The organism is Dubosiella muris, assembly GCF_004793885.1.
GTDB lineage: Bacteria > Bacillota_I > Bacilli_A > Erysipelotrichales > Erysipelotrichaceae > Dubosiella > Dubosiella muris.
The window spans coordinates 1-13,370 of the sequence record NZ_SRYG01000034.1 but is presented as its reverse complement, the minus strand read 5'-3'; the positions used below and the strand labels follow the sequence as shown (position 1 = coordinate 13,370).

Annotated in this window: 11 protein-coding genes; all 11 read right to left on the bottom strand. The window is 53.4% G+C overall.

What is annotated here, in order from left to right; all coding sequences use genetic code 11:
* Positions 1-101 precede the first annotated feature (101 nt).
* The 11 genes from pyrE to E5336_RS11645 all read right to left on the bottom strand — a co-directional run bounded on the left by pyrE (position 102) and on the right by E5336_RS11645 (position 12,690).
* On the bottom strand, positions 102-758 hold the full coding sequence (gene pyrE / locus E5336_RS11695; RefSeq protein WP_135981282.1) for an orotate phosphoribosyltransferase: 657 nt from the start codon (positions 756-758) through the stop codon (positions 102-104).
* 2 nt (positions 759-760) lie between these two features.
* Positions 761-1,459 (bottom strand): orotidine-5'-phosphate decarboxylase, encoded by a 699-nt coding sequence (gene pyrF / locus E5336_RS11690; protein WP_135981281.1) that lies wholly within the window; start codon positions 1,457-1,459, stop codon positions 761-763.
* Positions 1,452-2,366: a dihydroorotate dehydrogenase gene (locus E5336_RS11685; RefSeq protein ID WP_135981283.1), complete on the bottom strand. Its 915-nt coding sequence runs from the start codon at positions 2,364-2,366 to the stop codon at positions 1,452-1,454. Before E5336_RS11685 ends, pyrF begins: the two co-directional genes overlap by 8 nt.
* Positions 2,366-3,094 (bottom strand): dihydroorotate dehydrogenase electron transfer subunit, encoded by a 729-nt coding sequence (locus E5336_RS11680; protein WP_135981280.1) that lies wholly within the window; start codon positions 3,092-3,094, stop codon positions 2,366-2,368. The genes E5336_RS11685 and E5336_RS11680 overlap by 1 nt, the downstream gene beginning before the upstream one ends.
* 2 nt (positions 3,095-3,096) lie before the next feature.
* Positions 3,097-6,303, bottom strand: coding sequence for a carbamoyl-phosphate synthase large subunit (gene carB / locus E5336_RS11675; protein WP_135981279.1), 3,207 nt, complete (start codon positions 6,301-6,303; stop codon positions 3,097-3,099).
* Positions 6,296-7,378: a glutamine-hydrolyzing carbamoyl-phosphate synthase small subunit gene (gene carA, locus E5336_RS11670; RefSeq protein ID WP_135981278.1), complete on the bottom strand. Its 1,083-nt coding sequence runs from the start codon at positions 7,376-7,378 to the stop codon at positions 6,296-6,298. The genes carB and carA overlap by 8 nt, the downstream gene beginning before the upstream one ends.
* The gene (locus tag E5336_RS11665) at positions 7,375-8,661 is read right to left on the bottom strand and encodes a dihydroorotase (RefSeq protein WP_135981277.1); all 1,287 of its coding nucleotides are present in this window, start codon (positions 8,659-8,661) and stop codon (positions 7,375-7,377) included. The genes carA and E5336_RS11665 overlap by 4 nt, the downstream gene beginning before the upstream one ends.
* Before the next feature lie 2 nt (positions 8,662-8,663).
* The gene (locus E5336_RS11660) at positions 8,664-9,563 is read right to left on the bottom strand and encodes an aspartate carbamoyltransferase catalytic subunit (protein WP_135981276.1); all 900 of its coding nucleotides are present in this window, start codon (positions 9,561-9,563) and stop codon (positions 8,664-8,666) included.
* Positions 9,564-9,615: 52 nt separating this feature from the next.
* Positions 9,616-10,191 carry a P-loop NTPase family protein gene (locus E5336_RS11655; protein WP_135981275.1) on the bottom strand — a complete coding sequence of 192 codons (576 nt, stop codon included), beginning with the start codon at positions 10,189-10,191 and terminating at the stop codon, positions 9,616-9,618.
* Positions 10,192-10,404: 213 nt separating this feature from the next.
* Positions 10,405-11,421 carry a hypothetical protein gene (locus E5336_RS11650; protein ID WP_135981274.1) on the bottom strand — a complete coding sequence of 339 codons (1,017 nt, stop codon included), beginning with the start codon at positions 11,419-11,421 and terminating at the stop codon, positions 10,405-10,407.
* A gap of 18 nt (positions 11,422-11,439) precedes the next feature.
* Positions 11,440-12,690 carry a type IV secretory system conjugative DNA transfer family protein gene (locus E5336_RS11645; RefSeq protein WP_135981273.1) on the bottom strand — a complete coding sequence of 417 codons (1,251 nt, stop codon included), beginning with the start codon at positions 12,688-12,690 and terminating at the stop codon, positions 11,440-11,442.
* Positions 12,691-13,370: the final 680 nt, after the last annotated feature.

Sequence of the window (13,370 nt, the reverse complement as noted above, 5' to 3'; positions counted from 1 at the left end):
CCCTATCAACTGTCAACTGCTTTTTATATCTTTTTTAAAGAAATTTAGATGACAGTTTGGGGGGCACAAAAAAGAGGCGAGAATGCTCCCGCCTTGCTTCGTTACTCTTCTTTTGGACCATACTGCTCGTAATACGCGTCGATACGTCCTTTCAATTCCGGATCCAGATCCAGGTAGCCGATGACCTCCGGCATCGAAACGATCGCCGCCGTCGGAAAGCCATACAGTTTCGACACTTCCTTCAACGCCGTTTCGTCGCCTTTTCCTCTTTCGTGGCGGTCCAGCGACACCATCAGCCCAACGATCGTCACATCCGCCGCGCCTTTGACTTTCGGCACAGTTTCCTCCATCGACTTGCCCGACGTCGTCACATCCTCGATCATGACGACCCGGTCACCGTCTTTCAGCTTCGTTCCTAAAAAGCTTCCCTTGTCCGCGCCATGGTCTTTTTCCTCTTTGCGATTCGAGCAATAGCGCACTTCCTTGCCATACAGCTCGCTGAATGCCATCGCCGTCGTCACCGCCAGCGGAATACCCTTGTACGCCGGTCCAAACAGCACGTCAAAATCGTCCCCGTACCGGTCGTGGATGGCTTTGGCGTAAAACTCGCCCAGCTTTTTCAGCTGCGAACCCGTCACATAGCCGCCCGCGTTCATAAAGAACGGCGATTTGCGCCCCGACTTCAATGTGAAGTCACCAAATTTAAGCACGCCACTCTCCAGCATAAAGTCGACAAACTCTTTTTTATACGCTTCCATGTCTACCCCTCCATGATCGCTTCGATTTGCTCGTACGTCGCTTTCGGATCGTTGGCTTTCGTGATCGAGCGGCCCACAACGATATAGTCGCAGCCTTCTTCTTTGGCCAGCTGTGGTGTCGCGACCCGTTTCTGGTCGTCCACCGAATCCGAAGCCAGCCGAATGCCCGGCGTCACCGTTAAAAAGTCGTCGCCACACACTTCGTGGATCTTTTTCGCCTCGTGCACCGAGCACACGACGCCATCCAGGCCAGCCGCTTTGGCGTTTTGCGCGTAGTGAAGCACGCAGTCGATAACCGAGCCTTCGATCCCGAGCTCCTCGTTCATCGCTTCCTGCGACGTCGACGTCAGCTGCGTCACACCGATACAAAGCGGTCTTTCGCCGCCTTGCGCGCCTTCTTTCAGCCCTTCGACCGCCGCCTTCATCATCGCGATCCCGCCGCCACAATGCACGTTCGTCATGTCCACGCCAAGACGGGCGAGGTTTTTCATCCCGCCCTTGACGGTGTTGGGAATGTCGTGCAGCTTCAAATCAAGGAAAATATGATGGCCCATCTTTTTGACGGTTTCCACGATTTCCAAACCACACGCGTACGTCAGCTCCATGCCGATCTTCACGTAAACCGGCTCGGTAAACTGCTTCAAAAAATCAACGACTTCCTCTTTGCTTGAAAAATCAAGCGCCACGATCGTCTTACTCATGCTTAAAACTCCTTCCTACCGCATCCTGGATGCTCGTATATCCGTATTTCGCCAGTACCTTTGGCAGCTCTTCAATGATTTTCACGCACACGAACGGGTCGACAAAGTTTTGCGCGCCCACTTCGACTGCGCTTGCCCCCGCCAGCAAAAACTCCAAGACATCTTCGGCGCACGTGATGCCCCCAACGCCAATGATTGGGATGTCCACCGCCTGCGCCACCTGGTACACCATCCGGATGGCGACCGGTTTGATGGCCGGCCCCGAAAGGCCGCCCGTCTTGTTCGCCAACAGCGGCTTGCCGCTCTTCAAGTCGATCCGCATGCCCATCAGCGTGTTGATGAGCACCAGCCCGTCGGCCCCCGCTTGTTCGACCGCCTTCGCGATGTCCACGATGTTCGTCACGTTGGGGGACAGCTTCACATACACCGGCTTTGTCGCCGCCGCTTTCGCCATTTTTGTGACATGGGCCGCCAACGCAGGATCCGTTCCGAGTCCGATGCCCCCGTGCTTGACGTTCGGGCACGAAATGTTGAGCTCGTACGCCTTCACGACCGGCTGATCGTTGAGCTTTTTAATGACCTCGACGTAGTCTTCCTCGGTCGCTCCCGCGACGTTAGCCATGATCTCCACGTCGTATTGGGCCAAAAATGGCAGCTCGTGCTCGATGATGGCGTCCACGCCCTTGTTTTGCAGACCAATCGCGTTTAGCATCCCCATCGGGGTTTCCGCGATGCGCGGCGTCGGATTGCCAAGCCGCTCCTTTGGCGTCGCCGATTTGATCGCGATGCCGCCAAGAAGCGACAAGTCGTACAATTCGGCGTATTCCCGGCCAAAGCCAAAACAGCCGCTCGCCGGAATGATCGGGTTTTTCAAATGAAGTCCCGGCAGTTCCACCCGCAAATCCATCATAGCTTGACCCTCCTTACTTCAAAGACCGGCCCGTCCTTGCACACCCGTTTCATCGAGCCGTCCCGCATTTCGACCACGCATCCCATACACGCACCAATGCCGCACGCCATGCGCGCCTCCAGCGACAAGTAACCGTGTTCGTAGCGGGCGTCCAGCGCCTTGAGCATCGGCAGCGGGCCGCACGCCATCATAAACGGGTTTTCGATGTGTTTCTGCTCGATCGCGTCCACGACCGTTCCACGCACGCCATACGAGCCATCCATCGTCGCCACATACACATTGGCGCCTAGCTGCTGAAACGCCGCTTCGTAAAAGACATCGTCTTTCGTATTGAAGCCGAGCACGACCGTCAGCGCCTTGTCCTTGTTTTGTTTGGCGACTTCTAGCAACGGCGGCACGCCCACGCCACCGCCAATGAGCAGCAGGCTGTCGCCTTCGGCTTTTGGAAAGCCGTTGCCGCACGGGCCGAACAAATCGAGCGCTTCGCCCGCTTCCATGTTGGCCATCGCCTTCGTTCCATCGCCCACGACTTTGTACACGATGACCAGGCCGTTGTCCGTGATTTCGGAAATCGAGATCGGCCGGCGCAGGAAATAGCCCGGGACTTCGATTTCCACGAATTGTCCCGGCCGGCTGTGCTGTCCCAGCGTCGTTTCCAGCGTCATTTTGTATACGTCGTTCGCGATTTTCGTATTGTCTAAGATTTTCGCGTTTTCCTGCTTCATCCTTATTTCCCCATCTCGTTCATGGAAACCATCGAGAAGCTCAGCGACTCAAGCACTTTCAGCAGCGTGTACGCCGTGTCCAGACTCGTCATGCAGGAAATGCTGTTTTCCGCCGACACCCGGCGGATGAGGAAGCCGTCGGCGCGGCTGTTGCGGTTTTTCGTCGACATCGTGTTAATGACGAGCTTGACCTGACCGTCGCGAATGATGTCCACGACGCTGTTGTCCTTGCCTTCCTCGATTTTCGACGCGTGGTGAATGTACAAGCCATGGTTTTCGAGGAACTTCGCCGTGCCTTCCGTCGCGTAAATACCATAGCCGATGTTCGCGAACCGTTTCGCCAGCTCCAAAGCGTCCTCCTTGTCCTCGTCGGCGATCGTAAGCAGCACGTTGCCGTGCGTCGCCACCTGGATGCCGCTGGCCACCAGCGCCTTGTACAGCGCCTTTTCCAAATTGATGTCGCTGCCCAGCGCCTCGCCCGTCGACTTCATTTCCGGCCCGAGCACCGTGTCCACGCCACGCAGTTTGGCGAAGGAGAACACCGGCGCCTTGACGAACACGCGTTCCGGATCGTCGCCGTGGTAGCCCGGCACGAAGCCTTGCTCCTTCAACGACTCGCCCAAAATCGCCTTAGTCGCGATCGTCGACATCGGCACCCCGGTGATTTTCGACAGGAACGGAACCGTGCGGGACGAGCGCGGATTGACTTCCAGCACGTACACCTGCTCGTCGCGGTCCACGATGAACTGGATGTTGTACAAACCGATGAAATGGAATCCCTTGCCGATGCGAATGCCGTATTCGATGATCGTGTCTTTCACCTTTTGCGAAATCGTCTGCGTCGGATATACCGAGATCGAGTCGCCCGAATGGACGCCCGCCCGTTCGATATGCTCCATGACACCCGGGATGTACACGTCGTTTCCATCGGCGATCGCGTCGATTTCCAGCTCTTTGCCGACGATGTACTTGTCGACCAGGATTGGCGCGTCGTGGCTGATTTCCTGCACGGCCGTCGCCATGTACACGCGCAAATCGTCGTCGTTGTGGACGATTTCCATCGCCCGGCCGCCTAACACGTAGCTTGGCCGCACAAGTACCGGATAGCCGATCTTGTTGGCGATGACGAGCGCCTCCTCCACCGTCGTCGCGGTTTCGCCCTTTGGCTGCGGAATGCCCAGCTTGCGCAGCATCGCCTCGAACTCGTGGCGGTCTTCGGCCCGGTCGATGTCCTCCAGGCTCGTGCCCAGGATCTTGACGCCGTGCTCCACGAGGGAGTCCGCCAGGTTGATGGCGGTCTGCCCGCCAAACTGCACGATGACGCCCAGCGGCTTTTCAAGCTCGATGACGTGCATGACGTCCTCGGTCGTCAGCGGTTCGAAATACAGCTTGTCGGAAATCGAGAAGTCGGTCGAAACCGTTTCCGGGTTGTTGTTGATGATAATGGCCTCGTAGCCTTCATTGCGCAACGTTTCCACGCAATGCACAGTCGCGTAGTCGAACTCGACGCCCTGGCCGATGCGGATCGGTCCCGAACCGAGCACGACGATTTTCTTTTTGTCGGAGCAGATCGACTCGTTTTCCTGCTCGTACGTCGAGTAGAAATACGGCGTGGCGCTCGTGAACTCGCCCGCGCACGTGTCGACCATTTTGTAAACCGGGATAATGCCGTTGGCTTTGCGCAAATCGTAGATCTCTTTCGCGCTCATGCCCCACAGCTTGCCGATATAGCTGTCGGAGAAGCCGTATTCCTTGGCTTGCGCCAAAACGGCGACGTCCTCGACGTGCTCTCTCAGCTCGGTTTCAAATTCGACGATGCGCTTCAAATGCGACAGGAAGAACATATCCATTTTCGTCACGTCGTGGATTGTCTCCAAGTCGTAGCCGTCGCGGATCCATTGCGTGATGGCGAAGATGCGCATGTCGTCGCAGCGCTTGATTTCCTCGAGCAACTCCTCCTTGCTCATGGATTTGAACTCTTCCTTTTCCAGATGATCCACTTTCATTTCCAGCGAGCGGACCGCCTTGAGCAAAGACTCCTCGAACGTGCGGCCGATGGACATGACTTCGCCGGTCGCTTTCATTTGGGTTCCCAGATGCCGGTCGGCGTTCGGGAACTTGTCAAACGGGAAGCGGGCGAATTTTGTCACGACATAGTCGATAGCCGGCTCGAAGCAGGCGTAGCTCGTCTTCGTGATCGGGTTGAGAATCTCGTCAAGCGTCAGCCCGACGGCGAGCTTGGCCGAGATCTTCGCGATCGGATAGCCGGTCGCCTTGGACGCGAGCGCCGAAGAGCGGGACACGCGCGGGTTGACCTCGATGACATAGTATTTGAAGCTGTTTGGATCGAGGGCGAGCTGCACGTTACAGCCGCCGCAAATCTTGAGCGCCCGGATGATTTTGAGCGAGGCGCTGCGCAGCATCTGGTTTTCCTGGTCGGTGAGCGTCTGGACCGGCGCCACGACGATGCTGTCGCCCGTATGGATGCCGACCGGGTCAATGTTTTCCATGTTGCACACAACGATGGCGTTGTTGTTGGCGTCCCGCATGACCTCGTACTCGATTTCCTTGTAGCCGGCGATGCTTTGCTCGATAAGGCACTGGTGGACCGGCGAGATTTTCAAGCCAGCCTCGCAAATTTCGCGCAGCTCTTTTTCATCGTCGGCGAAGCCGCCGCCCGTTCCGCCCAACGTGTACGCCGGACGCACGACGACCGGATAGCCCAGGCCTTTGCAGAAATCGACCGCTTCCTCCACCGTGTGCACGATCGTGCTTTCCGGTACCGGCTCCTCGATATCCTGCATCAAGGCCCGGAACAGCTCGCGGTCTTCCGCCCGGTTGATGGCGTGCAAGTCGGTTCCCAGGATCTCGACGCCATACTCGTCCAGAATACCGTCCTCGTGCAGCTCGACGACGAGGTTCAATCCGGTCTGACCGCCCAGAGAGCCTAAAATCGCGTCGGGTCTTTCTTTATAAATGACGCGTTTGGCGAAATCGAGCGTGATCGGCTCGATGTACACGCGGTCCGCGATGGTCGAGTCGGTCATGATCGTCGCGGGGTTGGAGTTGATCAAAATGACTTCGTAGCCTTCCTCGCGCAGCGACTGGCACGCCTGGCTGCCGGCGTAGTCGAACTCGGCCGCCTGGCCGATGACGATAGGTCCTGATCCAATGACGAGTATTTTATGAATGTCTGTCCGTTTAGGCATGTTTTCCCTCCTTGTCCATCAATGCGATGAATTCATCAAACAAATCCCGGCTGTCTTCCGGTCCGGCGCTCGCTTCCGGGTGGAACTGCACCGAGAAGCATGGATAGTCTTTATGGCGCACGCCTTCGCAGCTTTTGTCATTGAGCGCCTGATACGTCATTTCCAGCCGCGTGTCTTTGAGCGAGTCGATGTCGACGGCGTAGCCGTGGTTTTGCGACGTGATCTCGACTTGCCCGGTCGACAGATCGACGACCGGATGGTTGCCGCCGCGGTGGCCGAATTTCAATTTGTATGTTTTAGCCCCGGACGCGAGCGAAATGAGCTGATGTCCAAGGCAGATGCCGAACACGACGGTTTTTGGCATGAGCTCTTTGAGCGTCTCGATGGCTTCCGGCACATCTTCCGGATTGCCCGGGCCGTTGGTGAGCATGACGCCGTCTGGATGGTACGACAGGATCTTGCTGGCAGGGGTGTCGTAAGGCACGACGACGAGATCGCATCCGCGTTTGGATAGCTCGCGGACGATGCCGAGTTTGGCACCAAAGTCCATGAGGACGACTTTTTTGCCGCGATTCGGGATCGGGAAGATCTTGCCGCTAGCGACGCGGGAAACCTGGTCGTGCAAATCGTCGGCTTCCTTGAGCGATTTCACGATGGCGTCGATGTCGTCGCCCGGGTTGGCGAACGTCGCTTTCATGACGCCGTGGTCGCGCAGCTTGCGGGTGATGGCTCTAGTGTCGACGCCGTAAATGCCGGGGATGTTCTCGCGTTTCAAAAACGAGTCGAGCGTTTCCTGGCTGCGCCAGTTGCTTGGCGCGTCGCAATAGTCTTTGACGACAAAACCGAAAACGGCGGGCACGATGCTTTCGTAGTCGTCTCGGTTAATGCCGTAGTTGCCGATGAGCGGGTACGTCATCATGACGATTTGGCCGCAATACGAGTTATCGGTCAATATTTCCTGATAGCCGGTCATCGACGTGTTGAACACGAGTTCGCCGATTTTGAACTCGTCGCTTCCGAACGCTTTTCCGCGGTAGACGCTTCCATCTTCCAATACGAGGTATCTTTCTTTCATGCTGTTTTTCCTTTCCAGACGCTCTTTCCGTCCACAAATGTCTCGCACACTTGCGCGTGCACTTTCACGTGATCAAACGGGGTGTTTTTCCCCATGGATTCAAAACAATCCGCTTCGATCGTGTATTCGTTTTCCAAATCGACCAAAATCAAATCGGCGGGCGCGCCGATGCGGATGTGGCCGATGTCTTCCAGGCCGAACCGCCTTGCCGGGGTCGTCGACATCCAGTCGACGAGCTGCGGCAGCGTCCAGCGTTTTTGCTTGTGTACAAATTCCGTGTACAGCAGCGCGAAGCTCGTTTCCAGAGAAACGATGCCAAACGGCGCCTTGTCCATTGGTTTTTCCTTGTCGGCCACGCTGTGCGGGGCGTGGTCGTTGGCGATAAAGTCGAGCTTGCCTTGCTCGAGCCCTTCGATGAGGGCCATGCGGTCCTCGTGGGCGCGCAGCGGCGGGTTCATCTTCCAGTTCGTGCCTTGCACATCCTTGTCTTCGAGCAGCAGATGGTGGGCGGTCACTTCGCCCGACACGTCGCAGCCGTTTCGTTTGGCTTGGGCGAGCCGTTCGACGCTTTCCTTGGCGCTGATGTGGCAGGCGTGGTAGCGGTTGCCGATATCCCGTACGAGGTCGAGGTCGCGGGCGAGCTGCGCGAATTCGCAGTCCGACGGAATGCCGAGCCATCCGTTTTGTTTCGCGTATTCGGATTCGTGGACGCTGGCGCCCGGCTTGCGGTAGCGCATGTCCTCGGTATGGCAGGCGAACAGGACGTCGTTTTCTTTCGCGCTGGTCATCGCTTTTTTCATGACATCGTCACGGGCGACGCCGACGCCGTCGTCAGAAAACCACTCGATGCCCAGTTCCTTCAGGCTGGCGTAGTCGACGATGTCCTTTCCGGCTTCGTTGATAGTAATGGTGCCGTACGGATGCACGTGTACGACGGCTTCTTTGTCAATCAGGGCCAAATAGTCTTTCATGACTTCCTTCGTGCTTGGAAACGGAAGGACGTTGGGCATGGCGAAGATCGTCGTGAACCCGCCGGCGGCCGCGGCTTTCGTACCGGTCGCGATCGTTTCCTTTTCGGTGTGTCCGGGTTCGCGAAGATGGACGTGCACGTCGACCAGACCGGGCAGCAGCACTTTGCCGGTGCCATCGACGATGGTGGCGTCCTCGTCGATGTGGGTTCCTCTTGGCACGATTTTTCGAATACGCGTGTCAAAGAGCACGTCGACGTCGCGCAGCTGGCCGCTGACGAGCGCCTGCGCGTTTTGGATGAGCGTTTTCTTCATATTCAATCCTCCTTGAAGGCGGAGTAGCCGAACGCGCGTTTGATGACGGCTTTGCGGACGAGCACTCCGTTTTCCATTTGCTTGAAAATGCGGCTTTTTTCGCATTCGACAAGATCGTCGGCGATTTCCACGCCGCGGTTGACGGGCGCGGGATGCATGATGATGGCGTTTTCCTTCATCATTGCATAGCGGCGATGGTCGAGGCCGTATGTGTGTAAGTAGTCCTCGTCGCTGATGCCGGCCAGACTGGCGCCACGCTCTTTCTGGATGCGTAGCATCATGACGACGTCGGCCCAGCGCACGCCTTCGTCCATGTCGATGGTTGGATAGCCTTCCCGCTCCCATTCTTTTGGCCCGGCGAAGCGGACGTTGGCGCCCAGGCGCTCGAGCGCGTCCTTGTTGGAGGCCGCGACGCGGGAGTGGGCGATGTCGCCGCAGATGAGGACGTTGAGTCCTTCAAACGTGCCGAACTCATCGTACATCGTGTACAGGTCGAGCAGGCACTGAGTTGGATGGTTGCCTTTTCCATCGCCGGCGTTCAGGATCGGGATCGCGATGTCTTCGAGCTCTTTGAAGTACTCGTCTTGCGGATGGCGGATGACGAGCACTTTGTAGCCGATGGCCTCGAACGTCTTGACGGTGTCGTACAGCGACTCGCCTTTGGTCACGCTGGACGAGGCGGAGTTGAAGTCGGCGACGGAGCAGCCAAGCTGGTATTCGGCGCTCTCGAACGAGTAGTGCGTTCGTGTCGAAGGCTCAAAAAAAAGATTAGCAACCAATGCGTTATGCATTGGCAAATGCCAATCTTGTTGAGAAATATTAAAAACTCGTGCATCATGTAAAATTTCCATGATGTCGTGAATACTGAGATCTTGTATGGATAGCAACGAATGTTTATTCATAAAATAAAATCCTCCCTGTAAAAAGGATCTTCCCTTTTTGATCTGTCCTATTTTAACACACAATGTCTTGCGTTTCCACCCTGTTTTTTTTGATCATCGCGATCCACCGTTCGATTTGGTTCGCGTTGGCTTCGATGGACGCCATCGCGTCCAGCCGCAATACCGGGACGCCTTGCCGTTCCAGATTTTCGACCCATCGTTCGATTTTGCCCGTGTCCTTGCGCCGCACGCTTTCAAAAAACGCCTCTTCTCTTTCCTGCAGCGCCTTGTCTTCGGCAAGCCGGGTGCCAAACTGCCGTTTGGAGCGTTCGCGAATGCGGGCCTGCGAGTCCTCCTTGCCGATCGACAAATACACGATGCCGTCCAGATAGGAGAGCAGGTCGTCATCCTCGTTGTTCACACAACAATAAATAAATGGCGTATTCGCTTGCGCCCGATCGTCGAGTCGGGCATACAGCCGGTGCCAGGCGGTTTGGCTGGAGCAAAACGTGCCGTATTCGCCTTCGTTTGAAAAATACAGCTGCTCGTTATCGATCCACTCCGCGTTCCATCGGCAGGCGATTTCTTTCCCTAATGTGCTTTTTCCGGCTCCGTTCAAGCCGCAGATCATGATTCCTTTTCTTTTCATGGGTTTATTTTAGCACAATACCAAGCTATATTTTTATCGGATTTAGTGATTTTTCAAATACCCTGTCCTCTCTTTTTTAGAGAGGATTTCTGTAACTTGTACACTTTTCCTTCGTAAAAACACCTCCTCTGTTTAGACAAAGGAGGCGTTGATCAAAATAACGGTTGTTCTGCGCGGAAAGCAAAGGACTAAATTTTTTTCCTTATATTTTTATTACTTAGTTGCTCCACAAGAACATTTGAATCCTGCTGGCACTTGTTCATCATAAGCTGCTTGATCGACTACATAACGAGTTCCATATTCGGCTGGATGATTGATGGTATTGGTTCCAGTTTGAATAGTCTTCCATTCTGTTCTATAAGAACCATTTTCTCCATTTAACATATGGGCTTCAATATGAGGATTTACTTTTCCAGTAATATCGGCTCCACAAGTATTACAAATTGTTAATGCAACTTCTTCATAAATTGGCACACTCTCCGTCCATGCTTCCTTTACAACATACTGTTCGTTATGCCCTTTTTCTGGATGGTGAACAGTCGTATATTGCTGTACCCAGTTGTGCGTATGGCTTGGTGTGTTTGGTTTTTGTGAACCTTGATTACTGTTACCACCTGTGCTTGGCTTCGATGTATTGCTTCCTGTATTTGTTGAGGAACCATTGTTTCCAGCATTATTGCCCGATCCGGTACTGTTATTTCCACTAGAAACTGAACCTGTAGTTTCACTATTAGAATTGCCAGTCGAAGGTTTTTGTTCTTCACCTTTTGACTCTTCCTCTTTCTTTTCAGATTCTTCTTGTTTCTTATCCTCGTTTACGGTTTCGTTTGTGATAACATCGTGTCCCTCTTTTTTCAATTCCTCAGCTTTTTCAGGAGATACAACTTCAATTTGTACTTTCTTTTCTACCGGTTCCATTTTGGAATCGACCGGAACGATTGTATAGACAATTTCATATGTACCTTCTTTTTCATAATTTACGTTCGATGTATCAACCAAAACTTCTTTGACAACTTTTTTGTCATACGTGATTCCTTTCAGGAAGTCATTTCCTTTTGTCTTCACTTCCATGTACAGTTTATCCAATTCCAAACCTTTCACATTTTTCTCAAGATTGATTTCCTGTTTTTGTGTCGTTTTGTCTTCGCTCTTCTCCGGTTTCTCCGGAGTCGGGGCTGCGCATCCGCACAGTAACGCCCCGATCAACAGACAGATTTTTATATTTTTCATCCTCTTCTTTTCCTTTCTTTACATGCAGTATTCGATTTCAGCGCATTCATAACGTGCTTTTGTCGCTTGCCACAACACGTTGTCACGAATCCGGTACCGCTCCACCACCATAGGATACATCCCTCTTCGAAACACGTATTCCAATCCAATCGGCATATACAGCACGTCTTTCAATGGCAAAAGCAGGCGTTGGGAAACGTTTTTCGCCGTATCGAGATCCATACCACCCAAATACACGTACGTGTCGCAGTTGTTGATGATCGTCTGCGCGTCGCCCGCGCCATACATCGCGACAAGCTGCGACTCCGACTGCAAAAGGATCGTGGCGGAAATGCCCTTTTCCCGAATGACGGAAATCATGCGCGGAAAGCTTTCCAAGGTGCTTGCGGTCGCAAAGTCGTCAAAGACGAATCGAACCGGAATCGGGAGCTTGCCAAAACACTCCCGCTCGCCGAGCGCGAACAGGCGCTGGATCGCGTACTCGTATATCAAATTCGTCAAACGCTGGGTCGTCGCGTCCGCCGGATCGACCGTGATCCACACAATCGTTTTCCGATCCACCAGCTCGTCAAAATTCATCCGGGATTTCAATTCGAGATCCTCGAACAAATCCGGATTGAAAAAGTTGTTCAAGGCGCTACTGACGACCGAATAAATGCAGCGCGCCGTCTTTTCGGAATTTTTGCTAAAGGTGCTCCACCGCTGCGCCGCCATCGTGTCCGGGTCCATATCCTGAAACCATTGATTCTCTTCGATCGCGAAGTGGTTGCGCGATGGCCGAAACTGCATCGACGAATGAAATTCCATGACCGAGCGCATCGACTTGTCGAACCAGTCGTTTTGCCAAATAAGTGCGATTTCCGCGCTTAGAAGATCAATCGCGGTTTCATCCCAATACGGATCGCCGCGCCAGTCTGTACCTTTGGCGCATACGATGCGCCTTGCCAAATCGACAATGTCGTGCTCGGAACGCACGTCGTCCATCGGATCGTAAAAATAGCGGCTTCCTGCCATATCGGCTAAATTCAAATCCACGACCCGATAGCCTCGTTCCAAAAACAAAGGCGTGTACATATCCACGATTCGACGTTTCGTCACAGTCACGACGAGCGATGAAGAAAACGTTTCGAGCAGCATCGGCTCCACGATCGACATCGTCTTGCCGCTCCCGGAACCACCGCAAACGAGAATGTTGTTGTTGAGATTCGTTTCCTCGCAATCTGTGCTGAACACACAGTCTTGTCCTAAAATCATTTTTTCTGTTTTCATTTTTTCCTCCTTAGCCGCATTACTTTGACTTTTACTTTTTTACTCATTGACGAATCTCTTTTTGCCAAGGAGGAATGCCCGGCTCGCCCACACGAGCCGGTTGCTTTCTTGTACAAACCATTCGGGTGACAATCGCATCCGAACGCGATTTTTTCCAGATGAAGAAAACTCTTATGACCGTTCCTTCATTCCTTTTCAATATAAATTTCTCACGTATCCCTTCTATTTATATTTTAAGTTACACTGCTTTTAATATTTTATCACAAAAAATCATGTTTCTTTACTGATTTATTGGACTTATAACCAATGTGACAAATCCAAATAAAAAAGGAAGACACGTCTTTTCGTTTATCAAAAAGCGTTTTCGTCTTCCTTTTTCTCAAGCTTAGCAAAAGGAATGATTGAATCCTGGCTCAGATATTCCATCGCGCAGATGGAATCCAATGGGAGGCACAGTCCATAAGGTAAATTTAGATGATTAAATCATGGGCAGATGAAGCGCGGGAAGATTTCGAATATTGGACACAGCAAGACCGGAAGACGCTTCGTCTATATCTTGAGCGCCATAATAACTCCTCAAAATTAAAAAAAATTCATTTTTGAGGAGTTTTCATTCCTTTCATCGCGAAAAAAAATCTCCATACTCCGGGGTGTACCACACGGAATGTAACTTTAGACAA

What these genes read in the sequence shown, in the direction of transcription:
- pyrE (WP_135981282.1), bottom strand. Translation starts at nt 758, where the DNA reads ATGGAAGCGTATAAAAAAGAGTTTGTCGACTTTATGCTGGAGAGTGGC.
- pyrF (WP_135981281.1), bottom strand. Translation starts at nt 1,459, where the DNA reads ATGAGTAAGACGATCGTGGCGCTTGATTTTTCAAGCAAAGAGGAAGTC.
- E5336_RS11685 (WP_135981283.1), bottom strand. Translation starts at nt 2,366, where the DNA reads ATGGATTTGCGGGTGGAACTGCCGGGACTTCATTTGAAAAACCCGATC.
- E5336_RS11680 (WP_135981280.1), bottom strand. Translation starts at nt 3,094, where the DNA reads ATGAAGCAGGAAAACGCGAAAATCTTAGACAATACGAAAATCGCGAAC.
- carB (WP_135981279.1), bottom strand. Translation starts at nt 6,303, where the DNA reads ATGCCTAAACGGACAGACATTCATAAAATACTCGTCATTGGATCAGGA.
- carA (WP_135981278.1), bottom strand. Translation starts at nt 7,378, where the DNA reads ATGAAAGAAAGATACCTCGTATTGGAAGATGGAAGCGTCTACCGCGGA.
- E5336_RS11665 (WP_135981277.1), bottom strand. Translation starts at nt 8,661, where the DNA reads ATGAAGAAAACGCTCATCCAAAACGCGCAGGCGCTCGTCAGCGGCCAG.
- E5336_RS11660 (WP_135981276.1), bottom strand. Translation starts at nt 9,563, where the DNA reads ATGAATAAACATTCGTTGCTATCCATACAAGATCTCAGTATTCACGAC.
- E5336_RS11655 (WP_135981275.1), bottom strand. Translation starts at nt 10,191, where the DNA reads ATGAAAAGAAAAGGAATCATGATCTGCGGCTTGAACGGAGCCGGAAAA.
- E5336_RS11650 (WP_135981274.1), bottom strand. Translation starts at nt 11,421, where the DNA reads ATGAAAAATATAAAAATCTGTCTGTTGATCGGGGCGTTACTGTGCGGA.
- E5336_RS11645 (WP_135981273.1), bottom strand. Translation starts at nt 12,690, where the DNA reads ATGAAAACAGAAAAAATGATTTTAGGACAAGACTGTGTGTTCAGCACA.